The 25,477-nt window shown below is 73.5% G+C and carries 26 protein-coding genes; 15 read left to right on the plus strand and 11 right to left on the minus strand.

Features of this window, described 5'->3' with window-relative positions:
• Nucleotides 1–316 precede the first annotated feature (316 nt).
• Entirely contained in the window at nucleotides 317–1,306 is a 990-nt protein-coding gene (gene moaA, locus ACH4PY_RS36565; protein WP_398192834.1) for a GTP 3',8-cyclase MoaA, read from the plus strand.
• A gap of 29 nt (nucleotides 1,307–1,335) precedes the next feature.
• Here moaA and ACH4PY_RS36570 read toward each other — a convergent pair whose 3' ends face one another.
• Entirely contained in the window at nucleotides 1,336–1,560 is a 225-nt protein-coding gene (locus ACH4PY_RS36570) for a hypothetical protein (RefSeq protein WP_398192835.1), read from the minus strand.
• Nucleotides 1,561–1,946: 386 nt separating this feature from the next.
• Nucleotides 1,947–2,297 (minus strand): DUF3099 domain-containing protein, encoded by a 351-nt coding sequence (locus ACH4PY_RS36575; RefSeq protein ID WP_398192836.1) that lies wholly within the window; start codon nucleotides 2,295–2,297, stop codon nucleotides 1,947–1,949.
• 258 nt (nucleotides 2,298–2,555) lie between these two features.
• Between ACH4PY_RS36575 and ACH4PY_RS36580 the strand changes: the two genes are divergently transcribed.
• Nucleotides 2,556–2,846 carry a GlsB/YeaQ/YmgE family stress response membrane protein gene (locus ACH4PY_RS36580; RefSeq protein ID WP_398192837.1) on the plus strand — a complete coding sequence of 97 codons (291 nt, stop codon included), beginning with the start codon at nucleotides 2,556–2,558 and terminating at the stop codon, nucleotides 2,844–2,846.
• Nucleotides 2,847–2,883: 37 nt separating this feature from the next.
• Here ACH4PY_RS36580 and ACH4PY_RS36585 read toward each other — a convergent pair whose 3' ends face one another.
• The 3 genes from ACH4PY_RS36585 to ACH4PY_RS36595 are packed head-to-tail and all read right to left on the minus strand — an operon-like array spanning nucleotide 2,884 to nucleotide 6,415.
• Nucleotides 2,884–3,435, minus strand: a complete 552-nt coding sequence (locus ACH4PY_RS36585) for an RNA 2'-phosphotransferase (protein ID WP_398192838.1) — start codon at nucleotides 3,433–3,435, stop codon at nucleotides 2,884–2,886.
• Between the two features lie 53 nt (nucleotides 3,436–3,488).
• On the minus strand, nucleotides 3,489–4,883 hold the full coding sequence (locus ACH4PY_RS36590; RefSeq protein WP_398192839.1) for a metallopeptidase TldD-related protein: 1,395 nt from the start codon (nucleotides 4,881–4,883) through the stop codon (nucleotides 3,489–3,491).
• Nucleotides 4,880–6,415, minus strand: coding sequence for a TldD/PmbA family protein (locus ACH4PY_RS36595; protein ID WP_398192840.1), 1,536 nt, complete (start codon nucleotides 6,413–6,415; stop codon nucleotides 4,880–4,882). Before ACH4PY_RS36595 ends, ACH4PY_RS36590 begins: the two co-directional genes overlap by 4 nt.
• A gap of 238 nt (nucleotides 6,416–6,653) precedes the next feature.
• On the opposite strand from ACH4PY_RS36595, the gene ACH4PY_RS36600 reads away from it, so the two are divergent.
• The 6 genes from ACH4PY_RS36600 to fabI all read left to right on the plus strand — a co-directional run bounded on the left by ACH4PY_RS36600 (nucleotide 6,654) and on the right by fabI (nucleotide 11,615).
• Nucleotides 6,654–7,073, plus strand: coding sequence for a globin domain-containing protein (locus ACH4PY_RS36600; protein ID WP_398192841.1), 420 nt, complete (start codon nucleotides 6,654–6,656; stop codon nucleotides 7,071–7,073).
• A gap of 88 nt (nucleotides 7,074–7,161) precedes the next feature.
• Nucleotides 7,162–8,268: a globin domain-containing protein gene (locus ACH4PY_RS36605; protein WP_398192842.1), complete on the plus strand. Its 1,107-nt coding sequence runs from the start codon at nucleotides 7,162–7,164 to the stop codon at nucleotides 8,266–8,268.
• A gap of 10 nt (nucleotides 8,269–8,278) precedes the next feature.
• Entirely contained in the window at nucleotides 8,279–8,839 is a 561-nt protein-coding gene (locus ACH4PY_RS36610) for a DivIVA domain-containing protein (RefSeq protein WP_398192843.1), read from the plus strand.
• Nucleotides 8,840–9,082: 243 nt separating this feature from the next.
• The gene (locus tag ACH4PY_RS36615; protein WP_398192844.1) at nucleotides 9,083–9,991 is read left to right on the plus strand and encodes a lytic polysaccharide monooxygenase; all 909 of its coding nucleotides are present in this window, start codon (nucleotides 9,083–9,085) and stop codon (nucleotides 9,989–9,991) included.
• 128 nt (nucleotides 9,992–10,119) lie between these two features.
• A complete protein-coding gene (gene fabG / locus ACH4PY_RS36620; RefSeq protein WP_398192845.1) occupies nucleotides 10,120–10,839 on the plus strand; it encodes a 3-oxoacyl-[acyl-carrier-protein] reductase in 720 nt (239 codons plus the stop codon).
• 5 nt (nucleotides 10,840–10,844) lie between these two features.
• Nucleotides 10,845–11,615, plus strand: a complete 771-nt coding sequence (gene fabI, locus ACH4PY_RS36625; RefSeq protein WP_398192846.1) for an enoyl-ACP reductase FabI — start codon at nucleotides 10,845–10,847, stop codon at nucleotides 11,613–11,615.
• Between the two features lie 54 nt (nucleotides 11,616–11,669).
• On the opposite strand, the gene ACH4PY_RS36630 is transcribed toward fabI, so the two are convergent.
• Nucleotides 11,670–12,365 carry a FadR/GntR family transcriptional regulator gene (locus tag ACH4PY_RS36630; protein ID WP_398192847.1) on the minus strand — a complete coding sequence of 232 codons (696 nt, stop codon included), beginning with the start codon at nucleotides 12,363–12,365 and terminating at the stop codon, nucleotides 11,670–11,672.
• Between the two features lie 22 nt (nucleotides 12,366–12,387).
• Between ACH4PY_RS36630 and ACH4PY_RS36635 the strand changes: the two genes are divergently transcribed.
• From ACH4PY_RS36635 to ACH4PY_RS36650, 4 genes are all read left to right on the plus strand, one after another.
• Nucleotides 12,388–13,941: a CynX/NimT family MFS transporter gene (locus ACH4PY_RS36635; protein WP_398192848.1), complete on the plus strand. Its 1,554-nt coding sequence runs from the start codon at nucleotides 12,388–12,390 to the stop codon at nucleotides 13,939–13,941.
• A 43-nt stretch (nucleotides 13,942–13,984) separates the two neighbouring features.
• The gene (locus tag ACH4PY_RS36640; protein WP_251490045.1) at nucleotides 13,985–14,107 is read left to right on the plus strand and encodes an SGM_5486 family transporter-associated protein; all 123 of its coding nucleotides are present in this window, start codon (nucleotides 13,985–13,987) and stop codon (nucleotides 14,105–14,107) included.
• A 230-nt stretch (nucleotides 14,108–14,337) separates the two neighbouring features.
• Complete coding sequence (locus ACH4PY_RS36645; RefSeq protein ID WP_398192849.1) at nucleotides 14,338–14,589, plus strand: hypothetical protein; 252 nt, start codon at nucleotides 14,338–14,340, stop codon at nucleotides 14,587–14,589.
• 93 nt (nucleotides 14,590–14,682) lie between these two features.
• Nucleotides 14,683–15,204 (plus strand): SixA phosphatase family protein, encoded by a 522-nt coding sequence (locus ACH4PY_RS36650; protein WP_398192850.1) that lies wholly within the window; start codon nucleotides 14,683–14,685, stop codon nucleotides 15,202–15,204.
• 25 nt (nucleotides 15,205–15,229) lie between these two features.
• On the opposite strand, the gene serB is transcribed toward ACH4PY_RS36650, so the two are convergent.
• The gene (gene serB / locus ACH4PY_RS36655; protein ID WP_398192851.1) at nucleotides 15,230–16,498 is read right to left on the minus strand and encodes a phosphoserine phosphatase SerB; all 1,269 of its coding nucleotides are present in this window, start codon (nucleotides 16,496–16,498) and stop codon (nucleotides 15,230–15,232) included.
• A 262-nt stretch (nucleotides 16,499–16,760) separates the two neighbouring features.
• On the opposite strand from serB, the gene ACH4PY_RS36660 reads away from it, so the two are divergent.
• Complete coding sequence (locus ACH4PY_RS36660) at nucleotides 16,761–19,448, plus strand: FHA domain-containing protein (RefSeq protein ID WP_398192852.1); 2,688 nt, start codon at nucleotides 16,761–16,763, stop codon at nucleotides 19,446–19,448.
• A gap of 78 nt (nucleotides 19,449–19,526) precedes the next feature.
• Here ACH4PY_RS36660 and ACH4PY_RS36665 read toward each other — a convergent pair whose 3' ends face one another.
• From ACH4PY_RS36665 to ACH4PY_RS36675, 3 genes are all read right to left on the minus strand, one after another.
• Nucleotides 19,527–20,360 (minus strand): transglycosylase SLT domain-containing protein, encoded by an 834-nt coding sequence (locus tag ACH4PY_RS36665; protein ID WP_398192853.1) that lies wholly within the window; start codon nucleotides 20,358–20,360, stop codon nucleotides 19,527–19,529.
• Between the two features lie 267 nt (nucleotides 20,361–20,627).
• Nucleotides 20,628–21,638: an S-adenosylmethionine:tRNA ribosyltransferase-isomerase gene (locus ACH4PY_RS36670; RefSeq protein ID WP_398192854.1), complete on the minus strand. Its 1,011-nt coding sequence runs from the start codon at nucleotides 21,636–21,638 to the stop codon at nucleotides 20,628–20,630.
• A gap of 143 nt (nucleotides 21,639–21,781) precedes the next feature.
• Complete coding sequence (locus tag ACH4PY_RS36675) at nucleotides 21,782–22,492, minus strand: SDR family NAD(P)-dependent oxidoreductase (protein WP_398192855.1); 711 nt, start codon at nucleotides 22,490–22,492, stop codon at nucleotides 21,782–21,784.
• A gap of 248 nt (nucleotides 22,493–22,740) precedes the next feature.
• On the opposite strand from ACH4PY_RS36675, the gene ACH4PY_RS36680 reads away from it, so the two are divergent.
• Nucleotides 22,741–23,892 carry a GAF domain-containing sensor histidine kinase gene (locus ACH4PY_RS36680; protein ID WP_398192856.1) on the plus strand — a complete coding sequence of 384 codons (1,152 nt, stop codon included), beginning with the start codon at nucleotides 22,741–22,743 and terminating at the stop codon, nucleotides 23,890–23,892.
• Nucleotides 23,885–24,538: a response regulator gene (locus tag ACH4PY_RS36685; protein WP_398192857.1), complete on the plus strand. Its 654-nt coding sequence runs from the start codon at nucleotides 23,885–23,887 to the stop codon at nucleotides 24,536–24,538. Before ACH4PY_RS36680 ends, ACH4PY_RS36685 begins: the two co-directional genes overlap by 8 nt.
• A gap of 48 nt (nucleotides 24,539–24,586) precedes the next feature.
• Here the strand turns inward: ACH4PY_RS36685 and ACH4PY_RS36690 are convergent, their stop codons facing one another.
• On the minus strand, nucleotides 24,587–25,378 hold the full coding sequence (locus tag ACH4PY_RS36690) for a hypothetical protein (protein ID WP_398192858.1): 792 nt from the start codon (nucleotides 25,376–25,378) through the stop codon (nucleotides 24,587–24,589).
• Nucleotides 25,379–25,477 lie beyond the last annotated feature (99 nt).

Consider the following 25,477-nt stretch of genomic DNA (forward strand, 5'->3'; position numbering starts at 1 on the left):
CAACCGACAACACCAACTCGGCCTTCGGCCGACCCGTCCGTGCCACAGGCCAAGTCTACAGATATGAACGAAATTCCTGACTCAGAAGACTAGGGTGTGTCTGACAAATCCCGTCTGCCTGGCGGGGCCCGGCACGCACGCTTGCTGCGTTGTCGGTCGTCGGCGCAGCCCGCTGCGCTCTCCTCCCTCCGCCTTGCCATCGCACGCACCGGACCCCGCCGGCCCCGCCCTCCGGGCGAACGACGGTATCTGCCAGACACGCCCTAGGCTGGGGGGACGGCGGCGCGACCAGGCGCCCGGGAAGGAGGCGGAGCCCGTGCTCCTCGACACGTACGGACGCGTGGCCACCGACCTGCGGGTCTCGCTCACCGACCGGTGCAACCTGCGCTGCACGTACTGCATGCCGGAGGAGGGCCTGGCCTGGCTGGCGAAGCCCGATGTGCTGACCGACGACGAGATCGTCCGGCTGGTGCGGATCGCGGTGACGGAACTGGGCGTCACCGACGTCCGCTTCACCGGCGGCGAGCCCCTGGTGCGCCCCGGCGTCACCGGCATCGTCGAGCGCTGCGCCGCGCTCGCCCCGCGCCCGCGGCTGTCGCTCACCACCAACGGCATCGGCCTGGCCCGCACCGCCGCCGCGCTGCGCGCCGCGGGCCTGGACCGGGTCAACGTCTCGCTCGACACCCTGCGCCCGGACGTCTTCCGCACCCTGACCCGGCGCGACCGGCACGCCGACGTCCTCGCCGGGCTCGCCGCGGCCGCCGCCGCGGGCCTGACCCCGGTGAAGGTCAACGCGGTGCTGATGCGCGGCGTCAACGACACCGAGGCGCCCGACCTGCTGCGCTGGGCCCTCGACGAGGGCTACGAGCTGCGCTTCATCGAGCAGATGCCGCTGGACGCGCAGCACGGCTGGCAGCGCGCGGGCATGGTCACCGCCGAGGAGATCCTGGCCGCGCTGCGCACCCGCTTCGACCTCGTCCCCGAGGGCGGGACGGCCCGCGGCTCGGCGCCCGCCGAGCGCTGGGTGGTGGACGGCGGGCCGGGGCGGGTCGGTGTGATCGCCTCCGTGACACGCCCGTTCTGCCGCGCCTGCGACCGCACCCGGCTCACCGCCGACGGCCAGGTGCGCAACTGCCTGTTCGCCCGGGAGGAGACGGATCTGCGCGGGGCGCTGCGCGCGGGCGCCTCGGACGCGCGGGTGGCGGAGCTGTGGCGGGCGGCGATGTGGGGCAAGAAGGCGGGCTCGGGCCTGGACGAGCCGGAGTTCCTCCAGCCCGACCGCCCGATGTCGGCGATCGGCGGCTGAGCCGGGCGCGGCGGACGGCGGGGCCCGGTTCAGGCCTGCGCGGCCGGGCGGGACTCCCACTCGGCGAGCGTCACGACGTCCTTGAGGAAGCCGCGCATGCCGAGGAACTGCGTCAGGTGCTCGCGGTGCTCGTCGCACGCCAGCCAGGTCTTGCGCCGCTCCGGGGTGTGCAGCTTCGGGTTGTTCCACGCCAGCACCCACACCGCGGGCACACGGCATCCCTTGGCCGAGCAGATCGGCGTCTCGTCGTTCACGGCGTCCAGTAAACCTCACGGCCAGCGGCACCCGGCGCGCCCGTCGCGGGTGCGGACCCGGCACAGCACGGCACGGACCCGGCCCAGACCCGGCCACGGAAGCGCACGCGGACATGGCGACGCCGGGCAGCCACGGGGGGAGCCGCCCGGCGTCGGTCCGTCGCCCCGACGGGGGATGCGGAGCGCCTAGGCAGTATGTCATGCACTGACGCGCTCGTGGAGTGGAACGTCGTCAACGATCTGAGCTTTTCTTGAGGTTTCGCTCACGTGTCCGGAGAGGCCGCGTACCGGCCCGGGAGCCGGTACGCGGGACGTACGGGAGAAGCGCCGGAAACGCGGAGAACCGGACATGCCGGGGTACCGGGGACGAGAGCGGAAGGGACCGGTCAGGCCTCGGCGGCGGGCTCCGCGTCCCGCTCGGCCCCCAGCTCCACCCGGCTCGCCTCCAGCACGGGCATGGACGGCGGCGGGACGTACGTCGTCATGGGCGCCTTCGGGGCGTTCTCCCGTCCGGCGTTGGCGATCACCACCGCGACGTACGGCAGCAGCATGCCCACCACCAGCATCGCCCAGGCGAGCGGCCGCTCGACGTTCCACAAGATGACCGTGAGCAGGACGGACAGGGTGCGGATCGTCATCGCGATCATGTAACGCCGCTGCCGCCCCCGCACGTCCTCGGTCAGCCCGGTCCGCGCCCCGGAGATCTGGTAGATCCCAGATCCGCCCTGCTTCCGCATCCATCCACCGCCCAGTCCAGGGGCCAGGCGCCGCTGCTCTCGGCTGGCAGCGCGCCGCGCCGGCTCCGCACCACGGTACGCTCCGGCCGCCGCACGCCACAGAGCGGGGCGCCATCCGGAGGTACGGTCTCGCCGCCTTTCCGGAGTTTGGCGCGATCCCGCCCCCCGTGCCCGACATGCGCCGCCGCCGGACCCGGCGGAAACTGACGGCACGGCACGCGGGCGCGCCGCGCGCCCGGCGAACGAGGAGGCAGCGGCATGGGCTGGCTGTGGGCGATCATCGTCGGACTCGTGCTCGGCCTGATCGCCAAGGCGATCCTGCCGGGCAGGCAGGTGCTGCCGCTGTGGCTCACCGTGCTCTGCGGTATGGGCGGCAGCCTGCTCGGCAACGGAGTGGCCGGCTGGCTCGGTGTCCGCGACACCAAGGGCATCGACTGGACGCGGCACGTGCTCCAGCTCGTCGGCGCGATCGTGCTGGTCGCGATCGGCGACGCGGTGTGGGCGGCGCACAAGGCGAACCAGCGCCGCCGCCGCACGATGACGCGCTGAGCCGCGCCCGTACCCGTACCTCTCCCCCGGGTGCGGGTCAGGACGGCAGCAGCCGCAGCCGCTCCGGCGGCACCGGACCGCTCAGCCACACCCCGTTCGCGCTGCGCCGGAAGACGTGCCCGGCGGCGGCCAGCCCCACGGCGTCCACCGCGAGCACGGCGGGGCGGCCGTGCCGGGAGCCCACCCGTACGGCGGTCTCCCGGTCCGCCGACAGGTGGACGTCCTGCCGGGACATCGGCCGCAGCCCCTCGCGCAGGATCAGCGGCACGGTGGACGTCGCCGTGCCATGGAAGAGGACGTCCGGCGGCACGGCGGGGGCGAGGCCCAGGTCCACCGTGACCGAATGGCCCTGGCTCGCCCGGATCCGCCGCCCGTCCTCGGAGAGGGCGTACCGCTTCTTGTTGTTGGCCTCGACCACGTGCTCCAGCTCGGCCCGGCTCAGCCGCCTGCCGTGCGCCGCGCACGCGGCGAGCAGCACGTCGACCTCGACCCAGCCGCCCTCGTCGAGCGTCACGCCGATCAGCTCCGGCTCGTGCCGCAGCACCCGCGCCAGGAACTTCGACGCCCTGACCGTGTTCTTCTCGTTCATCTCCCTCGTCCCCCCGGGATCTCGTCCCCCGGCACTCGCCCCCGCCGGGGCCGTCAGACCCCCTGGCTGACCGAACTCATGTTGAAGTCCGGGATCCGCAGCGCCGGCGCCGCGGCCCGGGTGAACCAGTCGCTCCACTCGCGCGGCAGGGTCCGCTCGGTACGGCCCGCCTCCGCCGCCCGGCCCAGCAGGTCCACGGGCGACTCGTTGAAGCGGAAGTTGTTGACCACCCCGGTGACCTCGCCGCCCTCGACGAGATAGACGCCGTCCCGGGTCAGCCCGGTCAGCAGCAGCGTGGCCGGGTCCACCTCGCGGATGTACCACAGGCACGTCAGCAGCAGCCCGCGCTCGGTCCCGGCCACCATCTCGGCCAGCGACTGCTTGCCGCCGCCCTCCAGGACCAGGTTGTCGGCGGGCGCGGCGACCGGCAGCCCGGTGAGCTGGGCGCTGTGCCGGGTCGTCGGCAGGTGCCGCAGGGTGCCCTCGTGGATCCAGTCGACCGGGGCGACGGGCAGCCCGTTGTCGAACACCGAAGCGTCGTCGCCCGAGGAGTGCGCCACCACGAAGGGCGCCGCCTCCAGGCCCGGCTCGCCCGGGTTGCTGCGCAGCGTCAGCGGCAGCCGCGACAGCTGCTCGCCGACCCGGGTGCCGCCGCCCGGCTTGCTGAAGACCGTGCGGCCCTCGGCGGCGTCCCGCGCGCCCGACGACCACAGCTGGTAGATCATCAGGTCCGCGACCGCGGACGGCGGCAGCAGCGTCTCGTACCGCCCCGCGGGCAGCTCGATCCGCCGCTCCGCCCACGCCAGGCGCTGCGCCAGCTCCGCGTCCGTCTCCAGCGGGTCCACGTCGCGGAAGTCCCGCGTCGCGCAGCCCGCCCACGCCGAGCGGGCCGCGTCCGGCGACTTCGCGTTGAGCTCCAGGGTGCCGGTGGGCTGGTCGTGCCGCAGCCGCAGCCCGGTGGAGGTGCCCAGGTACGTCGACGTCATCGAGTGGAAGGCGAAGCCGTACAGCAGCCGCCCGCCCGCCCGCCCCGCCGCGAAGGCCTCGCCCAGCGCGGGCGCGAAGGCCGCGAAGACCTCCGAGCCGGTCTCGGCGGGCGGCGCGGTGAAGTCCGCCGAGACCGGTACCCCGCTCACCAGCGGCTGCGCGTCCTCCGCCGGTCCGGCCTCGCGCGCGGCGGCCTCCGCGGCCCGCACCAGGCCCTCCAGGTCGTCGGCCGTGACCGCCGAGCGCGACACCACGCCGGACGCGGTGCCCTGCGCGCCGTCCACGGTCGCGATGACGGTGAGCGTACGGCCCCGCGTCACGCCGTTGGTGGTGAGCGCGTTGCCCGCCCAGCGCAGGTTCGCGCTCGACTCCTCCTCGGCGATGACCACGCACCCGTCGGCCGTCGACAGGTCGAGCGCCCGCTCGACGATCTCGTGCGGCTTGCTCGCTCCGGAAGTCATCGGCCGGCCTCCTGCGTCGTGTTGAGGATGTTCACGCCCGTGAAGAGCGCCGACGGGCAGCCGTGGCTGACCGCCGCGACCTGCCCCGGCTGCGCCTTTCCGCAGTTGAAGGCCCCTCCGAGGACGTACGTCTCCGGTCCGCCGACCCGCTCCATCGACCGCCAGAAGTCGGTGGTCGTGGCCTGGTAGGCGAAGTCCTTGACCTGGCCGTCGAGGCGGCCGTTGCGGATCGCGTATGCCCGCTGACCGGTGAACTGGAAGTTGTAGCGCTGCATGTCGATCGACCAGGAGCGGTCGCCGACCACGTAGATGCCGCGCTCGACCCCGCCGATCAGCTCCTCGGTGGAGGGGCCGCCGGGGGCGGGCTGGAGGGAGACGTTCGCCATCCGCTGGACGGGCACATGGCCGGGGGAGTCGGCGTAGGCGCAGCCGTTGGAGCGGTCGAAACCGGTGAGCTTCGCGATGCGGCGGTCGAGCTGGTAGCCGACCAGGACACCGTCCCTGACCAGGTCCCAGGACTGCCCGGCCACGCCCTCGTCGTCGTAGCCGACGGTGGCCAGGCCGTGCTCGGCGGTGCGGTCGCCCGTGACGTGCATGAGCGGCGAGCCGTACGTCAGGGAGCCGAGCTGGTCGAAGGTGGCGAAGGAGGTGCCGGCGTAGGCGGCCTCGTAGCCGAGCGCGCGGTCCAGCTCGGTGGCGTGGCCGATCGACTCGTGGATCGTCAGCCACAGGTTGGACGGGTCCACGACCAGGTCGTACGCGCCCGCCTCGACCGAGGGCGCGCGCATCTTCTCGGCCAGCAGGGCGGGGATCTCGGCCAGTTCGGCGTCCCAGTCCCACCCCTCGCCGGTCAGGTACTCCCAGCCGCGTCCGGCGGGCGGGGCGAGGGTGCGCATCGAGTCGAAGCCGCCGGTGTCCGGGTCGACGCTCACGGCGGTGAGGTGCGGGTGCACCCGGACGCGCTGCTGGGTCGTCGTCGTGCCGGCGGTGTCGGCGTAGAACTTGTTCTCGTGCACCGCGAGCAGCGAGGCGTCCACGTGGCTGACCCCGTCCGCGGCCAGCAGCCGGGCGCTCCAGTCGGCCAGCAGCCCGGTCTTGTCGGCGTCCGGCACCTCGAACGGGTCCGTCCGGTACGCCGACACCCAGGTGCGGTCGGCGTGCACCGGCTCGTCCGCCAGCTCCACGCGCTCGTCCGACCCGGCCGCGGCGATGACCTGCGCGCTGAGCTTGGCCATCGCCACCGCCCGGCTCGCGACCTTCGCCGCCGCGTCCATCGTCAGGTCCACGCCGGAGGCGAAGCCCCAGGCGCCGCCGTGCACGACGCGTACGGCGTAGCCGAGGTCGGTGCTGTCGGCGCTGCCCGCGGGGCGGGCGTCACGCAGCCGCCAGTGGGCGCTGCGCACCCGCTCCAGGCGGAAGTCGGCATGCTCGGCGCCCAGCGCACGGGCTCTGGCGAGTGCCGCGTCGGCCAGCGCGCGCAGCGGGAGCGCGAGGAATGCCGGATCGACGTCACGGTCCAACTCATGGGGCACGGCGGACTTCCCTTCGCATCGGCCTGTCCGCAGTGAATCATGGCCCGCTGCCCACCGGCTCCGCCACAGCATTGCACCGGCCACGGCGACCCGATTTGCGCAGCGTGCCCAGAAGGATGCGCGGATTGTGGGCGATATCGGAGAGGAAACGGTCTGTCAAGATGGAGGTTCGGTCAGTCGGTTGTTCACCTGTCCCAAACTTGTTCGAGTCCCGCGCCTCTGGCTAGAGTCGGCCGCCATGACCGCAGACCTCTCCCTGATCCGCAGCAGCTTCAAGGTTGTGGAGCCCCACGGTTCACAGGTGACCGGGTATTTCTACGAGCACCTTTTCGCCAACAACCCCGCGGTGCGACCGCTTTTCGCCCCGCACATCGACGAGCAGCGCGACCGCCTGTGGGCGGCGCTGGGCGCGCTCGTCGCCAACATAGAGAACACCGAGACCCTGGTCGGCATGCTCCAGAACCTGGGGCGCCGGCACGCGGGCTACGGCGCGCTGCCCGAGCACTACCCGGCCGTCGGCGCCAGCCTGATCGCGACGCTCCAGCACTTCGCGGGCGACGCGTGGACCCCCGAGATCGAGGAGTCCTGGGTCGCGGTCTACGGCGTCATCAGCAGCACCATGATCTCCGCGAGCGAAGAAGCCGCGGCCTCGGCCTGACGCAGCCGACGGCGGCTCCACCGAGGGCCGCCGCCCGGCTCCGCCGGTCCGCAAGCTCCCCCGAAACACCAGCCACCGGAGGGTGGTCGTGAGCGATTCCCAGGCGCTGAAAGATTCCTTCGCCCTGGTCGGCAAGTCAGGGGACGAAGTACCCCGGTACTTCTACTCCTACCTGTTCCTCATCGCGCCGCAGGTCCGGCCGATGTTCCCGGTCAACATGGGCGTGCAGCGGGACCGCCTGGTCAACGCCCTCGGTCAGATCGTCTCCGACGTCGACGACCCCGACACGCTGGTCCCGTTCCTCCAGCAGCTCGGCCGCGACCACCGCCGCTTCCAGGTCGTGGCGCAGCACTACGAGGCGGTCGGGCAGGCGCTGCTGGCGACCCTGGCCTACTTCCTCGGCGAGGCATGGACCCCCGAGCTGGAGAAGGGCTGGACCGAGGCGTACACCGTCGTCGCCGGCGCCATGATCCAGGCCGCCGAGAGCGACCGCGCGGTCAACCCGGCGTGGTGGAACGCCGAGGTCATCGGACACGAGCAGCGCGGCTTCGACCTCGCGGTCGTCACCCTGCGCCTCGACCAGCCCATGCGGTACGCCGCCGGGCAGTCGGTCATGGTCGAGACGCCGATGCTGCCCAGCACCTGGCGGTCCTTCACCCCGGCGAACGCCGCCCGCGCCGACGGGCTGCTCGAACTGCACGTCCGCTCCATCGACGGCGGCCTCGTCAGCCCGGCCATGGTCTACCGGCTGCGGCAGGGCGACATGCTGAAACTGGGCGCCCCGGTCGGTGAGCGGCTGACGCTGCGCCGGTCGGCCGGCCGCGACCTGGTGCTGATCGCCGGCGGCACCGGACTGGCCCCGCTGCGCGGCCTGATCGAGGAGATCGCCTGGCAGGGTCCGCCACGCCAGGTCGACCTCTTCTTCGGGGCGCGCGACGCCCACGGCCTGTACGACCTGCCCCTGCTGCGGCAGTACGAGCAGGCCAACCCCTGGCTTCGAATAACGCCGCTGGTCGGCCTGGACGCGGGCACCTTCGAGAACCGCAGCATGGCGGGACCGGTCCTGCGGGCCGGCGCCTGGCACGGCCGCTCGTTCTACGTGTGCGGCTCGCCGTCCATGGTGTCCGCGACGGTGCGCGATCTGGCGAACGCAGGTGTCCCGAACGACCTGCTGCACTTCGAAGACGCTCGGTGATCGGAGAGACGTGAACGAGACAGGAGCACGCCCGGCGGACCGCCCGGTGACGCCCGAGGCGCTGCGGTCGATGACCTTCCCCCGCGCCCCCCTGACCCGTCGCGGCTACAGCGAGGACGCGGTGCACGACGCGCTGCGCCGGGCCGCGGCGACGCTCATCACGGTCATGGAGGAGAACGACCGGCTGCGTACCGACATGCAGCGGCACCGCGACTGGATCCGCGCCAACAACATCGGCGACGGCAGCAGCCCCACCGGGGTGCCCACCGTGGACGCGGTCCTCCAGCAGGCCCGCGCCCAGCAGTCGGCCGAGCAGACCGTCGTCGCCGCGCGCGAGCAGGCCCGCACCATGCTGCGGGCGGCCCGCGCGCAGGCCGAGGCGGTCCTGCAGCAACTGCGCGAGCACGAGGGCGGCGAGGGCACCCAGGAGGAGACCGAGCGGCTGCTCACCTACCTGCGGCAGATCGCCCAGTCCCTCACCGTCACGGTGGACCAGTACTCCGTCAAGCACACCCCGCCCGCCCCGTCCGCCGCCGCTCCGGCCACGAGCGGCAGCACGCAGGGCTACTGACCCGGGGCTCCCGGGCCGGCGGGGCGCGTCACGCGCCGTCGGCCCCTCCGGTCGCGCGCGCGTCCTCCCGGCGCGCGCGTTCCCGTACCCGTGCGTCCCCGTACGCGCGCGGCCCGGTGCGTGCGGCCGAACTGCCCTGACACACACAGACCTTGGCATGGTCCAGACCAATCCCTATGCTTCGACCTGCCGCCCTCGTGTGTGTCCCCCCGCAGTTCTGCCCGCACGACAAGGAGCCCCCACATGTCCGTACGCCGCAAGGCCGCCGCCGTGGCCGCGGCCGGCGCCGCCACCCTCGCCGTCGCCGCCCTCACCCCCGGCACCGCCAGCGCGCACGGTGCGCTCAACACGCCCGTCAGCCGGATCGCCGCCTGCTACGCCGAGGGGCCGGAGTCCCCGAAGTCCCAGGTGTGCAAGGACCTCGTCGCCGACAGCGGCACCCAGCCGCTGTACGACTGGAACGAGGTCAACATCGCCAACGCCGACGGGCAGAGCCGCAGCATCATCCCCGACGGCCACCTGTGCTCGGCCGACCGCGACAAGTACCGCGCCCTCGACTGGGCCCGCACCGACTGGCCGGCCACCCCGGTGCAGGCCGGACAGACCGGCGTCAGCTTCCGGGTCACCGCGCCGCACCGCGGGGTGATGACGCTCTACATCACCAAGCAGGGCTACGACCCGACCAAGCCGCTCAAGTGGTCCGACCTCGACGACACCCCCGTCGCGACCTACAACACCGAGGTCACCGCGCCCGGTTACTACACCTTCACCGCGAACCTCCCGGCCCGCACCGGGCGCCAGCTCATCTACCAGGTGTGGCAGCGCACCGACAGCCCCGAGGCCTTCTACGGCTGCGCCGATGTCGTCTTCGGACAGACCGCGGCCGCGGCGAAGGCGGCCACCGCCGACGTCGCCCAGGCCCCGACCGACGCGCAGATCGCCGCGGGCGCCGCGAGGTCCACCGTCGCCCACCACGGCCACGGCGGCGACGCCCCTGTGACCGCCGCCACAGGAACCCTCGCGACCAGCAACGCCGCCGCGAGCACCAGCACACTGGAGGCCGCGCTGTCGGTCAGCGCGGTCCTCGCGAGCGGCGCGGTCGGGCTGCTGGTCTACAGCCGCCGCCTGGCCGCCGCCCGCGTCGGCGGCTGACGGCTGCCGGCCGGCCCTGTAGGAATCCCACAGGGCCGGCCGGAGCAGCCTGTCAGGGGCCGATTCCCCGGATCGGGTCCGCGACCGATAGCTTCTCAGGGAGATTCTCGACCCTGAGGAGTGATCCGTTGAGCCGCTCGGTTCTCGTCACCGGAGGAAACCGGGGCATCGGCCTCGCCATCGCCCGGGTTTTCGCCGACGCGGGCGACAAGGTCGCCATCACCTACCGCTCCGGCGAGCCGCCGGCGGACCTGGTCGCGCTCGGGGTGCTCGCGGTGCGCTGCGACATCACCGACGCCGAGCAGGTCGACCAGGCCTACAAGGAGGTCGAGGCCGCGCACGGCAACGTCGAGGTGCTGGTGGCCAACGCCGGCATCACCCGCGACCAGCTGCTGATGCGCATGTCCGAGGACGACTTCACCGCCGTCCTCGACACCAACCTCACCGGCACCTTCCGGGTGGTCAAGCGCGCCAACCGCGGCATGCTGCGGGCCCGCAAGGGCCGTGTCGTGCTGATCTCCTCGGTGGTCGGCCTGCTCGGCCAGGCCGGCCAGGCGAACTACGCCGCCTCCAAGGCCGGCCTGGTGGGCTTCGCCCGCTCGCTGGCCCGCGAGCTGGGCTCGCGCAACATCACCTTCAACGTCGTCGCACCCGGCTTCGTCGACACCGACATGACCCGGGCGCTCACCGACGAGCAGCGCGCGGACATCATGGCTCAGGTGCCGCTGGCCCGCTACGCGCAGCCGGAGGAGATCGCCGCCGCGGTGCGTTTCCTGGCGTCCGACGACGCCGCGTACATCACTGGAGCCGTCATCCCCGTTGACGGCGGATTGGGCATGGGTCACTGACCGACATGAGCGGAATCCTCGACGGCAAGCGCATCCTCGTCACGGGTGTGCTGATGGAGTCCTCCATCGCCTTCCACACCGCCAAGCTGGCCCAGGAGCAGGGCGCCGAGCTCATCCTGACCGCCTTCCCCCGGCCCACCCTCACCGAGCGCATCGCCCGCAAGCTGCCGCGCCCGGCCAAGGTCGTCGAGCTGGACGTGACGAACGCCGAGCACCTGGCGGGCCTGGAGGACGTGGTCCGCGAGGAGCTGGGCGGCCTCGACGGCGTCGTCCACTCCATCGGCTTCGCCCCGCAGGACGCGCTGGGCGGCAACTTCCTCAACACGCCCTTCGAGTCGGTCGCGACCGCCATGCACGTCTCGGCGTTCTCGCTGAAGTCGCTCACCATGGCCTGCCTGCCGCTGATGCCGGAGGAGGGCGGCTCGGTCGTCGGCCTCACCTTCGACGCGAAGTTCGCCTGGCCGCAGTACGACTGGATGGGCCCGGCCAAGGCCGCGCTGGAGGCCACCTCCCGCTACCTGGCCCGTGACCTGGGCAAGCGCAACATCCGCTGCAACCTGGTCTCGGCCGGCCCGATCGGCTCCATGGCCGCGAAGTCCATCCCCGGCTTCGCCGAGCTGGCCGGTGTCTGGGACCACCGCTCGCCGCTGGCCTGGGACATGTCGGACCCCGAGCCCGCAGGGCGCGGTGTGGTCGCCCTGCTGTCGGACTGGTTCCCCAAGACGACGGGCGAGATCGTCCACGTCGACGGCGGCCTGCACGCCATCGGCGCGTAACGCCCGCCGCGGGGCGTTCCCGTAACGGGGGCGCCCCGCCGGGGCGCGGCGCTGTCAGAGCGCTCCGGCGCCGTCCGCCGTGCGGAAGCGGCAGTGGAAGGCGTGGGCGCGGGCCTCGGCCGCGGCCTGCTCGCGGTCGCCGGCCCGGATCGCGGCGACCAGCCGCGCGTGGTCGAGATGGTCCTCCGGGCGCAGCCGCGGGCCGACGTCCGCGCGCAGGAAGTCCCGCAGCACCTCGCCGAGGTCCGCGTAGAGCGCGGTCAGCACCTCGTTGTGCGAGCTGGCGACCACCGCCAGGTGCAGCGTCGCGTCCGCCGCCACGAAGGCCTCCTTGTCGCCGGAGTCCCAGGCGCGCTCGCGCCGCTCCAGCAGCGTGTCCAGCTGCCGCAGGTCCGTCTCGTCGCGCCGCTCGGCGGCCAGCCCCGCCGCCGAGGCCTCCAGAGCGCGGCGCAGCTCGGCGATGTGCAGCGGCTCGGCGTCCGCGAAGCGCCGCTGCATCACCCCGGCCAGCTCGCTGGTCGCCACCACGTACGTGCCCGAGCCCTGCCGGATGTCGAGCAGGCCGTTGTGGGCGAGCGCCCGCACCGCCTCCCGGACGGTGTTGCGCGCCACCCCGAGCCGTTCGACCAGCTCGGGTTCGGTGGGGATACGGCTGCCCACCGGCCACGCGCCCGAGGTGATCTCGGCGCGCAGCCGGGCGATGACCTGGTCGGCGAGCGTGGCGGGTCGGGGCACGGGTCCGAGATTCATCCCATCATTCTATGATGGACTCATGCGTGACGACGAACCCCGCCCCCGCACCGCCCCCGACGACCCCGCCCGGCAGCCCGGACAGACGCCCGGCGCGGCCCGCCCGGCCGCCGCCGACCCCGGAACGGGGTCGCCGCTCGGCGCCGCCCCCCGGCGGGGCGCCGCGCTGGCCACGGCGGGGGGCGGCGCCGACGGCGTCCGCGGCAGCGGTCCCGTCGCCGATGCGTCGGGCGCCCGGGTCCCGGCGATGTCGGCTTCCGGTCCCGCCGCCGTCGCGTCGAGTGCGTCCGGTACGTCCGCCGCCCAGGTCCCGGCGGGGGCGCCCGGTGGGCCGGGGGACCGGGACGGCACCGCGCCGGGGGGCGGCTCCGCCGTCTGGATACGGCGGCTCGCCGTCGCCGGGCTGCTGCTCGCCGCCGTCAACCTGCGGCCCGCCGTCACCAGCCTCGGGCCGCTCATGAAGGAGGTCCGTGCCGGGCTCGGCATGAGCGGCGCCATGGCGGGCCTGCTCACCTCCGTGCCCGCCGCCTGCTTCGCGCTCTTCGGCTTCGCCGCCCCCCGGCTGGCCCGGCGGCACGGGCCCGGCGCCGTCGTCTTCGCCGGGATGACCGCGATCACCGCGGGCCTGCTCCTGCGCCCCTTCGCGGGCAGCACCCTGCCCTTCCTCGCGGCGAGCGCCCTCGCGCTCGCGGGCATCGCGGTCGCCAACGTGCTGATGCCCGTCATCGTCAAGCGCTACTTCCCCGACCGGGTCGGCCCGGTCACCGGCCTGTACTCGATGGCCCTCTCCCTCGGCACCGCGCTGGCCGCCGCGCTGGCCGTGCCGCTCACCGACGCCATGGGCCACGGCTGGCGGCTGGGCCTGGGGGTGTGGGCCGGGCTCGCGGTCGTCGCCGTCGTGGTGTGGCTGCCGCTGGTCCGCGACCGCTCCGCCGCGGCGGCCGCCCCGCGGCCCACCGTGGAGCGGCCCGCCGCCGCGCGCCCCGTGGGGGAGCAGGGCCGGATCACCCGCAGCCGCACCGCCTGGACGATGGCCGCCTTCTTCGGCCTCCAGGGCACCTCCGCGTACGTCACGATGGGCTGGATGCCGCAGATCTTCCGGGACTCCGGCATCTCCGCCGACCAGGCCGGGCTGCTGCTCGCGCTCACCATGGTGCTGGGCGTGCCGCTGTCCTTCGTGCTGCCGCCGCTGGCCGCGCGGATGCGCTCGCAGGGGCCGATCGTGCTCGTCCTCGCCGCCTTCCAGGTAGCCGGGTACACGGGCCTGTGGATCGCGCCCGCCGCGGCTCCCGTGCTGTGGGCGCTGCTGCTGGGCGTCGCGAACTGCGCGTTCCCGCTCGTGCTGACCATGATCGGGATGCGGGCGCGGACCGGCGCCGGTGTCGTACGGCTGTCGGCCTTCGCGCAGAGCACCGGCTACCTGCTGTCGATCCCCGGCCCGATCCTGGTCGGCGCGCTCAACCAGGCCTCCGGCGGCTGGGGCCTGCCGCTGGCGATGATGCTGGCCCTCGCGGTACCGCAGGCCGTCTGCGGTGTGCTGGCCGGGCGCAATCGGCACATCGAGGACGAACTGTGACCCCCCTTCCGGCCCGCACAGCTTCCGGTGCCAGACTGGTCGCATGCCCGTACTCGAACCGAATCCCCCGCAGCCGCAGCGCCGGCTGCTGACCTTGTTCGGACTCATGATGGGGGTGCCCGCGCTCGTCGCCGTCGTCGCGATCATCGCCGCCCGGATGGGATGACCGGCCCCTCCTGCGGGGGCCGCGGCCGACCCTCCGTCAGCAACCCCGAGGCGACCCTGAGTCGAGGGTAGGGACAACCCCACCATCCGTGGGGGGTCAGGCTCAGGGGCACATGGGTGGACGGCCGGATGGGTACCGGGGGCGCGGGACCGTAGCGTCGTGGGTGTCAGGCCGGCCCGCCCGGCCGGCACACCCCGGCAGCCCGACGGCACCCCACGGAGGCGGTCACCGTGACCACGCAGTCCCCCCACCTCTACGCCCGGCAGACCCCGGCCGCGTCCCGCACCGCGGGCCGGCGCACGCCCGGCGCGGTGCAGACCCGGCTGCCGTGGTGGGCGGTCGTCCTGCCCGCGGTCGCCTTCGCGGCGCTGCTCCTGCTGATCACCGGCGCCCGCGCCGACACCGCGGCCGCCGCCCCGGCCGGTGACGTCTTCTCGCACGCCGCGACGGCCGTGTCCGGCCTCCTCGGCCACCTGACGTGACCGCCCGCTCCCGGTCCGCGCCCGCCGCGCGGCCGTGCCGCCGATCACGCCCATCCCGCGCCTGACTGCGGGTTTTCTGGAAAGCTGAAGGGCATGACCGTCGATTCACCCCGCACCCTCGTCCTGCTCCGGCACGCGAAGGCCGACTGGCCGAACGTCCCCGACCACGAGCGGCCGCTGGCCGACCGCGGCCGACTGGACGCCCCCGCCGCCGGCCGCCGACTCGCCGACGACGGCATCACCCCCGACCTCGTCCTGTGCTCCACCGCCGCCCGCACCCGCGAGACGTGGAAGCTCGCCGCCCACGAGATGCCGCACCGCCCCCGCACGGTCTACGAGGAGCGGCTGTACGAGGCGAGCCTCGGCGATCTGCTCGCCCTGCTGAACGAGACGCCCGACGACGTCGGCTCACTCCTGGTCGTCGCCCACAACCCGGGCATGCAGACGCTGACCGAGGCCCTCACCGGCAGCGCCGACAGCGCGGCCCTGGCCCGCGTCAAGCAGGCCGGATTCCCCACCGCCGCCTTCGCCGTGCTGACCTTCACCGGACAGTGGAAGGACGTCGAGCACGGCGTCGCCCGGCTCACCGCCTTCTGGGCCCCGCACGAGGCCTAGGCCGTCACCGGGCCTGCGGCGCGGTTCAGTCGGTGGGCACACCGTCCACCGCGTCGGCGGCCTCGATCTCCTCGCGGGTGATGCCCAGCAGGAAGAGCACCGTGTCCAGGAAGGGCACGTTGACGGAGGTGTCGGCGGCCTCGCGGACGACCGGCTTGGCGTTGAAGGCCACGCCGAGCCCGGCCGCGTTGAGCATGTCCAGGTCATTGGCGCCGTCACCGATCGCGACCGTCTGGCTCAGCGGCACCCCGGCCTGCTCGGCGAAGCTGCGCAGCAGCCGCGCCTTGCCCGCGCGGTCGACGATCGGGCCGGTCACCCGCCCGGTGAGCCGGCCGTCGGCCACCTCCAGGGTGTTCGCGGCGGCGAAGTCCAGCCCGAGCCGCTCCCGCAGGTCGTCGGTGACCTGTGTGAAGCCGCCGGAGACCACCCCGACCTGGTAGCCGAGCCGCTTGAGGGTACGGATGAGGGTCCGCGCGCCCGGCGTCAGCCGCACCTCGGACCGCACCTTGTCCACCACCGACACGTCCAGCCCCGCCAGCAGCGCGACCCGGGCGTGCAGCGACTGCTCGAAGTCCAGCTCACCGCGCATCGCGGCGGCAGTGACCTCGGCGACCTGCGCCTCGCACCCGGCGTGCGCGGCGAACAGCTCGATGACCTCGTCCTGGATCACGGTCGAGTCGACGTCCATGACGACCAGCCGCTGCGCCCGGCGCTGCAGCCCGGCCGGCACCACCGCGACGTCCACCCCGCGGGCGGCGCCCGCGACGGCGAGCGCGGAGCGCAGCGCGACCGGCTCGGCGCCGGAGACGGCGAATTCGACGGCGGTCACCGGATATTTGCCCAGCCGGAAGATCCGGTCGATGTTCCCGCCCGCGCCGGTGATCACGGCTGTTATGGCCGCCGCGGTTTCCGCGGTCAGCGGCCGCCCGAGCACCGTGACGTGCGAACGCCCCTCGCGGCGCGGCCGGTTGTCGCCGATACCCGAAATGATCTCGGCCTGCATGCCGAGGCTCTCCGCCCAGCTGTGCACGGTGGCGCGCAGGTCGCCCTCGCTGCCCGTGCCGGGCGCGGGGGTGGTCACCAGCGCGCACAGCATCATCCGGCCGCGGGTCACCACCTGCTCGATGTCCACCACGTCCACGCCGTAGGCGGCGAGCGTGTCGAAGAGGCCCGCGGTCGTGCCGGGGCGGTCCTTGCCGAAGATCTTGACCAGCAGGGTCGGCACGTCGTCCGCGGGAACGGGGGCGGCGGGCGTGACCGGAGCGGCGGAGGCGGTCTGCGAGGCGTCGTCCATGGTCTTTACACCGTATCCGCACCGCGCGCCCCTCTCACCATCCGTCCCGCGTGCCGGACACTGTGCGGGGGGACCGCCGCGGGAACGAAACGAATCCCGCGCCACCGCGCATCGCACGGAACGCCGCCGCATGTCCGGATTCGGTTGCAGGAACGGCTCCGGGAGGGCGCTTTCTGTTACGAGACCGGGGCCTGCGATAGTTCCTCCCGATGTCCGCTATCCCTAGACTCCTCTGCACGGGGGACAACTCGGGGGACGAACAATGGGGTTTGGGGTGCCAGAACTCGTACTGGAATTGAACGGCAGGACCTGGACGCTGGATGCCTCCCGGTCCTACAGCCTCGGGCGTGACCCGCAGAGCGATCTCGTCTGTGACGACCCGCGGGTCTCGTGGCGGCACGCCACGATCCGCCGCGCGGAGCGCGGCTGGGTGATCGAGGACCAGGGGAGCACCAACGGCACCTTCGTGCACGGCCAGCGGGTCCAGACCACGGATCTCGCGCCCGGCACCACGATCAACCTGGGCAACGCGACCGAAGGCCCGCGGCTGAGCTTCACCGCCGCGCAGGCGGCGCAGGCCGCACCGGCCCAGCAGCACGCGGCGCACCAGCAGGCGCCCGCCCAGCAACAGCAGCCCGCCTACCAGGCACCGCAGCCGCACCAGCAGGCGTACCAGCAGCACGCCGCGGCCCAGCCGCAGGCCTTCCAGCAGGCGGCGCCGCAGTACGCGCCGCCGCCGCAGGTCCAGCAGGTGCCGCAGCAGCAGGCCGCGCCGGCCTACCCGCAGTACCAGCAGGCGCAGGCCGCCGCCGCGGCCCCGGCCCAGCAGGGCGCCGCGGGGTACCAGCAGGCCGGAGGCGGGTGGCCGCAGCAGCCGCCGGCCCCGCAGGGCGTACCGCAGCAGTCGCCGCAGGGGGCGGGTCCCGGCTACGGCGACCGCAGCCCGACGACCTTCCACCAGCTGGCCCTGGGCCGGGTCATGCGCATCGGCCGCGCGCTGGAGAACGAGCTGGTCGTCTCCGACCTGCAGGTCTCCCGCTACCACGCGGAATTCCGGGCGCACCCCGACGGCCGCTACGAGATCGTCGACCTCGGCAGCCACAACGGCACGTACGTCAACGGCCAGCCGATACAGCGGCATCTGCTCGGCCCGAACGACATCGTCGGCGTCGGCCACTCCACCTTCCGGCTGGTCGGTGACCGGCTGGAGGAGTTCGTCGACACCGGCGCGGTGTCCTTCTCGGCCCGCCGGCTGTCGGTCACCGTGCCGCACGGCAAGACGACCAAGACGATCCTGAAGGACGTCTCGTTCGGGGTGCCGGAGAAGTCGCTGATCGGCGTCATCGGCCCGTCCGGCTCCGGCAAGTCGACGCTGCTGCGCGCGCTGACCGGTTACCGCCCCGCCGACCAGGGCGAGGTGCTGTACGACAACCGCAACCTGTACAAGCAGTTCGCCGAGCTGCGGCAGCGCATCGGCCTGGTCCCGCAGGACGACATCCTGCACAAGGAACTCCAGGTCAAGACCGCCCTGCGGTACGCCGCCAAGCTCCGCTTCCCGGGCGACACCGCGCCGGCCGAGCGCGAGGCGCGGATCGACGAGGTGCTGCGCGAGCTCAAGCTCGACATCCACGCCGACAAACGCATCACGTCGCTGTCCGGCGGCCAGCGCAAGCGCGTGTCCGTCGCGCTGGAGCTGCTGACCAAGCCGTCGCTGATCTTCCTGGACGAGCCCACCTCGGGCCTCGACCCGGGCATGGACCGCGACGTCATGAAGCTGCTGCGGGGCCTGGCCGACGACGGCCGCACGGTCCTGGTGGTCACCCACTCGGTGGCCGAGCTGGCGCTGTGCGACAAGCTGCTGGTCATGGCGCCGGGCGGCGCGGTGGCGTACTTCGGCCCGCCGGACGAGGCGCTCAACTTCTTCGGCTACGACAACTGGGCCGACGTCTTCTCCGCGTTCGAGACCTACCGCGACTACGACTGGATGGGCCGCTGGCGCGGCTCGCAGCACTACCAGACGTACGCGGCCGACCTGGACTCCGCCGCGCCGCAGGCCGCGCACTACATACCGAGTCAGGCCGCCCGGCCGCCCAAGCCGCAGGGCTGGGGCTCGCAGCTGATGACCCTGGTCCGCCGCTACCTGTCGGTCATCGCCTCCGACCGCGGCTTCATCGGCCTGATGCTGATCCTGCCCACGGTGCTGGGCATCGTCAGCCTGCTGATCCCGGCGAAGGCCGGCCTCGGCTACGGCCCCGTGCGGGTCAACGGCCAGAACCGGGACGCGGGCACGATCCTGATGATCGTCGCGGTCGGCGCGTGCTTCGCGGGCGCCGCCAACTCGGTCCGCGAGCTGATCAAGGAACGCGTCATCTACGAGCGCGAACGCGCGGTCGGCCTGTCGCGCTCGGCGTACCTGATGTCCAAGGTCATCGTGCTCGGCCTGATCACCGCGCTGCAGGGCGCGATCATCTGCGGCATCGGCTTCGCCCCGCGCGACAAGATGCCCGCCGAGGGCGTGATCCTGCACGGCCACCCGGCGATCGAGATGACCCTGGTCGTCATGGCGTTCGGCTTCACCTCGATGATGGTCGGCCTGATCATCTCCGCGCTGGTGAAGACGGCCGAGAAGACGATGCCGCTGCTGGTGATGTACGCGATCGTGCAGATCGTCTTCACCGGGGTGCTGTTCCAGATCTACGGCAAGCCCGGCATGGAGCAGGTGGCCTGGCTGATGCCGGCCCGCTGGGCGGTGGCGGGCGCGGGTACCACCGCGGACCTCAACACGCTGCTGCCGTGGGACCAGACGCACAAGACGGTCGACACGCTGTGGAAGCACAGCGCGGGCACCTGGACCCTGGACGTCGTGGTGCTGCTGGCGATGGCGGCGCTGTGCGGCTTCGCGGTGGCCCGGCTGCTGCGCCGCCACGAGCCCGAGGTGATGCGCAAGTAACCGGGAATTCCCGGCAGACGAAAGGGCGGTGGGACTCCTCGGAGTCGCACCGCCCTTCGCTTATTCCGTCGACGCGGCTCAGTAGGCCGAGTTGACGTTGTCCATTCCGCCGTAGACGTGCCAGGCGTAGTTGCACGCGGCGGCGATGTTCGCGACCGGGTTGTAGACGTTCCACGACGTACCGGAGACGTGGTACGCGTTGAAGGTCGGGTCGATGGTCTGGAGCAGGCCCTTGGAGGGAATGCCCTTCGCCGCGTTGGAGTCCCACAGGTTGATGGCGTTGGGATTGCCGGAGGACTCGCGGATGATGTTGCGGTAGATGCCGTTGTAGGTCGGCACCGGGATGTTGTGCGCGGCCAGCACGGCGCGGGCCTCGCGGATCCAGCCGTCGAGGTTGTCGGGGTAGACGACCTGGGCGACCGGGACCGCGGCCGCGACCTTCTTCGGCGCGGCCTTGACGACCGGCTTCGGGGTGACGGCCTTCTTCGGCGCGGGCTTCACCGCGGCGCGCTGCTTGGAGCGGTTCGCGGCGGCCTTGGCCTTGTCGCGGGCGGCGGCGTCGGCCGCGGCCTTCTTCTTCGCGGCCTCGGCGTCGGCCGCCTTCTTCTTCGCCGCCGCGTCGGCGGCGGCCTTCTGCTGGGCGGCGAGGGCGTCGGCGGCCTTCTTCTTGGCCGCGGCGTCCTCCTGGATCGCCTTCTGCGAGGCGAGCCCCGCCTGCGCGTCGAGGTCCTTGACCTGCTGGCCGTTCTCGACCGAGAAGCCGGTCGCCTCGCCCTTGGCCTCTGCGGTCCCGCCGGTCACCTGGAGACCGGTGACGGCCAGGACAACAGCAGCCGCGGCGGCGGCACCGGCCGCCGTGATCTTGTGCTTCTTGGACAGTCGGCCGATCTTCGGGATCGTGGGGAGCTGCATGGAATGACCTCTTCCGGTTGCGGACCTGAGAATTCTTAAGGGCTCGCAAAACGGGGGTCAATGAAGGCGGCTACGATTCGCATTCGTAGGTGGCGCATGAAGTGGGGGTGTCCCGGCGGGGGAATCCCGTGGGGCTGCCGGGCCGTTATTCCACTAGGGTCCTTAGTATGTGATCTGGCTCCTGTAGGTCACCTCACACGGCCGCACCCCCGGGGTCGCTCGGGGTGACCGCGGGGGTGCTTTATGTGATCCTTATTGGGGTGCTCTTTACGGCAGCAGCAGGTTCACGTCGCCGAACTCGTGCCACAGGTAACGCTCCTGGAGCGCGGCGGCGTAGACCCGCTCCAGCAGCGCGTCCCCGGACACCGCCCGCAGCATCAGCAGATGTGAGGCCTCCGGCTCGTGCAGCCCGGTCAGCAGCCCGTCCACCGCGCGCACCCCGCGCTCCGGGGTGATCACCAGCTCCGTCCAGCCCCGGGCCGCGCGCACCGTGCCGCGCCCGTCCGCCGCCGACTCCAGCGCGCGCACCGCCGTCGTCCCCACCGCGACGACCCGCCCGCCGGCCGCCCGCGCCGCGTTGACCTGCCACGCGGTGGCCTCCGGTACGGCGTACGGCTCCGCGTAGGGCGGCTCGTGCGCCTCGGCGGAGGCCACCCCGGTGTGCAGCACGACCGGCGCGATCTGCACCCCGCGGCTGACCAGCTCGGTCACCAGCGACGTGGTGAAGGGCCGGGCCGCGCTCGGCATCTCCGCCGAGGCCCTGCCGTCCGCGGAGGGGCGGGCGAAGACCGTCTGGTAGGCGGACAGCGGCTGGTCGCGCTCGGTGTAGCCGTAGCGGATGGGCCGCCCGTGCCGGTGCAGCCGCGGCACCGGGTCCGCCGACGGCGAGGCCACCCAGAGCCGGTCGGCGCCCGCCACCAGCGGGCGGTCCAGCACCAGCTCGGCGCCGCCGCGCAGCCGCAGCGCCGCGCCCGCGGGGCCGCCCGCCCGGCGCAGCGTCGAGCCGTGCCCGTCGGGGGTGCGGACCTCCACGACCCAGCGCCCGTCGTCCCGCCGGGTGGAGAAGTGCACCACGACCGGCTCGCCCGCCAGCTCCGCGTCGATCGCGGCCGGCAGCGTCCTGGAGGTGTTGACCACCAGCACGTCCCCGGCCCGCAGCAGCCCCGGCAGGTCACGGAAGGAGTGGTGCCCGACCGCCCCGGTGGAGCGCTCCCCGGCCAGCAGCCGCACGGCGTCCCGGCGGGACGGCGGGGCCGTCGCGAGCGACTCGGGCGGCACCCGGAAGTCCCGGAGGATCTCCGGAGCGGTGGAAATGTCCGAATAACCACCTTTTCGGGAGGTGTGAAGTGATTCTTTTCCGACCGTTTTCACCCTGTTTGTTGCAGGGTCTGTGCCGCGCTCACGGCTCGCCGTCGTCGCCATCACGCACCCCGCAGTCCCGGGGCGCTGTAGCGCCCGCTCCGTGCACCCCGCTCCAGCAGCCGCAGCAGCACCGGCGCGACCTCCTCCGGCAGCGGCCGCGCGTCGAAGTCCGGGTCGTCCGGCACCGCCGCCGCGTACAGCTCCGTCCGCAGGTCGCCCGGGTCCACCGCCCACACCCGCACGGACGGCTCCTCCACCGCCAGCACCGCCGAGAGCTGGTCCAGCGCGGCCTTGCTCGCCCCGTAGCCGCCCCAGTCCCCGTACGCCTCCACCGCCGCGTCCGAGCTGACGTTGAGCACCGCGCCCGAGACCGCCCGCAGCGCCGGGAGCGCCGCCTGTATCAGGGCGAGCGGCGCGGTCACATTGACCTCCAGCGCCTGCCGCAGCCCCGCGAGCGGCAGTTCGGCCAGCGGCACCAGCGGCTCGGCGCCCAGCGCGCTGGCGTTGTTGACCAGCAGGTCCACCCCGCCCAGCTCCTCCGCCGCGGCCAGCAGCGCGGCCCGGTGCTCCGGGTCGGTCACGTCCCCCGGCACCGCCCGCACCGCTCCTCCCGCGCCCTCCTTCCCGTCGCGTTCCAGCTGCCCGGCCGCCGCCCGCAGCGCCGCCGCGTCCCGCCCGTCCAGCACCAGGGACCAGCCGCGCCCCGCCAGCTCCGCGGCCAGTGCCCGCCCGAGCCCTCTCGACGCCCCCGTGATGATCGCCACCGGCATGGTTCCGCCCTCGCTTCGTGTTCGACGCCGTCCGCCGCGTCCGCCGGGAGCGCTGTCGCCCCGCCGCCGCGGCCGCCGGTCCGGCCTGCCGCCGGACCCGCGCCCTCACCGTAGGAACGCCCGGCCGGGGGGCGCGTCGGGCGCCCGCCGTACGCCACGGGGTCACAAGGGCGTAGGTCGAAAGTGCCGAGCGCCCCTCCGCCCGCCGTCGCATCCGGCCCATGACCTGCCGCCGGTACGGTGGAGGCATGTCGGACAGGCACCCCAGGGGCGGGATAGAGGCGGTCAGCGCGGCCGTGCTGGCGATGAACCGCCGGCTGGAGGTGCGCGAGGTCCTGCAGACCATCGTCGGCTCCGCCCGCGAGCTGCTGAGCGCCGAGTACGCCGCGCTCGGCGTGCCCGACGACCACGGCGGCTTCGCCCAGTTCGTGGTCTCCGGGGTGAGCGACGAGCAGTGGAAGGCCATCGGCCCGCTGCCCCGCCAGCACGGCATCCTCGCCGCGATGCTGCACGAGGCCACCCCGCAGCGGCTCGACGACGTCCGCGACTTCCCCAGCTTCGAGGGCTGGCCCCGCCGCCACCCGGTGATGCGGGACTTCATCGGCATGCCCGTCATGGACGGCGAGGAGATCCTCGGCGCCCTCTTCCTGGCCAACAAGGTGTGCGAGAGACGCCCCGGCGAGCGGCACCACTTCACCCAGGAGGACGAGGACCTGCTGCGGATCCTCGCCGACCACGCCGCCATCGCCCTCACCAACGCCCGGCTCTACGAGCGCAGCCGCGAGCTGACCCTCGTGGGGGAACGGGCCAGGATCGCCCACGAGCTGCACGACGCGGTGTCCCAGAAGCTCTTCTCGCTGCGCCTCACCGCCCAGGCCGCGACCTCGCTCATCGGCCGCGACCCGGAACGCGCCAGGGAGCAGCTGCGCGAGGTCGCGCAGCTCGCCGCCGAGGCCGCCGACGAGCTGCGCGCCGTGGTCGTCGAGCTGCGCCCGGCCGCGCTGGACGACGACGGGCTGGTGGCGACGCTGCGCACCCAGGCCGACGTCCTCAACCGGGTGCACTCCGCCAAGGTCACCTTCGAGTGCCGCGCGGTCCGCGCACTGCCCGCCTCGCAGGAGGAGGTCGTGCTGCGCGTCGCCCAGGAGGCCATGCACAACGCGCTGCGGCACGCGGGCGCGAGCGAGGTGGCCGTCCGGCTCGAAGGCCGCGGCAAGGGCGCGCTGCTGAGCGTCCGCGACGACGGATGCGGCTTCGACCCCGGCTCCGTCCGCAGCGCCGGACGGCACTTCGGACTGGTGTCCATGCGGGACCGCGCGGGCGCCGTCGGAGGCAGCCTGAGCGTGCAGTCGGCGCCCGGGAAGGGCACCGTCATCGAACTGGAGGTGCCCGGTGGCTGACAGTGTGATCCGCGTCCTGCTGGTCGACGACCACCAGGTCGTCCGCCGCGGCCTGCGCACCTTCCTGGAGGTCCAGGGCGACATCGAGGTCGTGGGCGAGGCCGCCGACGGCCAGGAGGGCGTCGACCGCGCCTGCGAGCTGCGCCCCGACGTGATCCTGATGGACGTCAAGATGCCCGGCACCGACGGCATCGAGGCGCTGCGGCTGCTGCGCGACGCGGGCAGCACCGCGCGGGTGCTCATCGTCACGAGCTTCACCGAGCAGCGCACCGTGGTGCCCGCGCTGCGCGCCGGGGCCTCCGGCTACGTCTACAAGGACGTCGACCCGGTCGCGCTCGCCGACGCCATCCGCTCGGTGCACGCCGGGCACGTGCTGCTCCAGCCCGAGGTGGCCGGCGCGCTGCTCTCCCAGGACCAGAACGGCGGCCCCGGCTCCGGCCAGGGTCGCGGCGGCACGCTGACCGAGCGGGAGAACGAGGTGCTGGCCCACATCGCCGACGGCCGCTCCAACCGCGAGATCGCCCGCGCCCTGGTGCTGTCGGAGAAGACGGTCAAGACGCACGTGTCCAACATCCTGATGAAGCTGGACCTCGCCGACCGCACCCAGGCCGCCCTGTGGGCGGTACGCAACGGCGTCGGGAGCTGACCGGCCGGGGCGGGGGCGGTGAGGAACGGCCCCGCCCGGCCCGGGGCGTCACGGGCGGCGCCGCTCCGCCTCCTCCACGTACGCGTTGTACGCCGCCACCTGCGCGCGCCGGGCGGTGCGCTCCACCGGGCGCAGCAGGTCCGCGCGCGCCGCGATCTGCGAGGCGCTCACCGCCGCGCCGTGCCCGCCGCCCGCGATCTCCACCAGCGCGCCGACCCGCTGCGCCAGCTCCAGCACCCGCACCGCCCGCGGCGGATAGCCCGGCGCCAGCACCTCCCGGCCGCGATCGGCCCGCGCCCGGTAGGCCTCCAGCGCCGCGTGCGCGGTCGGCCCCCCGGTGCCCGCCACGTCCAGCGCCGTGAGCGCCGCCGTCGCGTCCCGCAGCGCCTCGGCCAGCTCCCGCTCGGCCTCGCCCAGCGACGGCACGTCGGCCGGCGGCGCGTCCCGTACCGGCAGGCACCGCCACTCCACCTCGACGTGCACGTCGCCCGCCGGGCCGGCCTCGTACACCTGCGGGACCAGGCCCAGCGGCACCGCGCCCGCGGTCAGCACCGCCTCGCCCGCGTCCAGCGCCAGGTCGTTGAACTCCGGCGGGCCGCTCAGCCCCAGCGGGTGCCCGGACACCGGCAGCGCGAGCCGCAGCCCGGTCACGCCCAGCGCCCGCAGCCGGCCGAGGCCCAGCGTCAGACCCACCGGGCCGTTCTCCCCGGGCAGGTCCGCCATACGGTGCACCGCGTCGTCCGCCACGATCCGCTGCGCGACGTCATCGGGGGCGGCAAGTCCGGCAAGCAGGGCATTTCCCCATGCGGTCAGCCGCCCTGAACGAGGTTCATCAAGCATGCCCCCAGCCTATGGACTGGACCGGTCGTGCGGTGGCGTAAGTTTTCTCCCAAGGGGTCACCTCCGCGGACGTGCCGGACCGGCACCACCGGAATCACG

Source organism: Streptomyces sp. NPDC021224, from assembly GCF_044332905.1.
GTDB lineage: Bacteria > Actinomycetota > Actinomycetes > Streptomycetales > Streptomycetaceae > Actinacidiphila.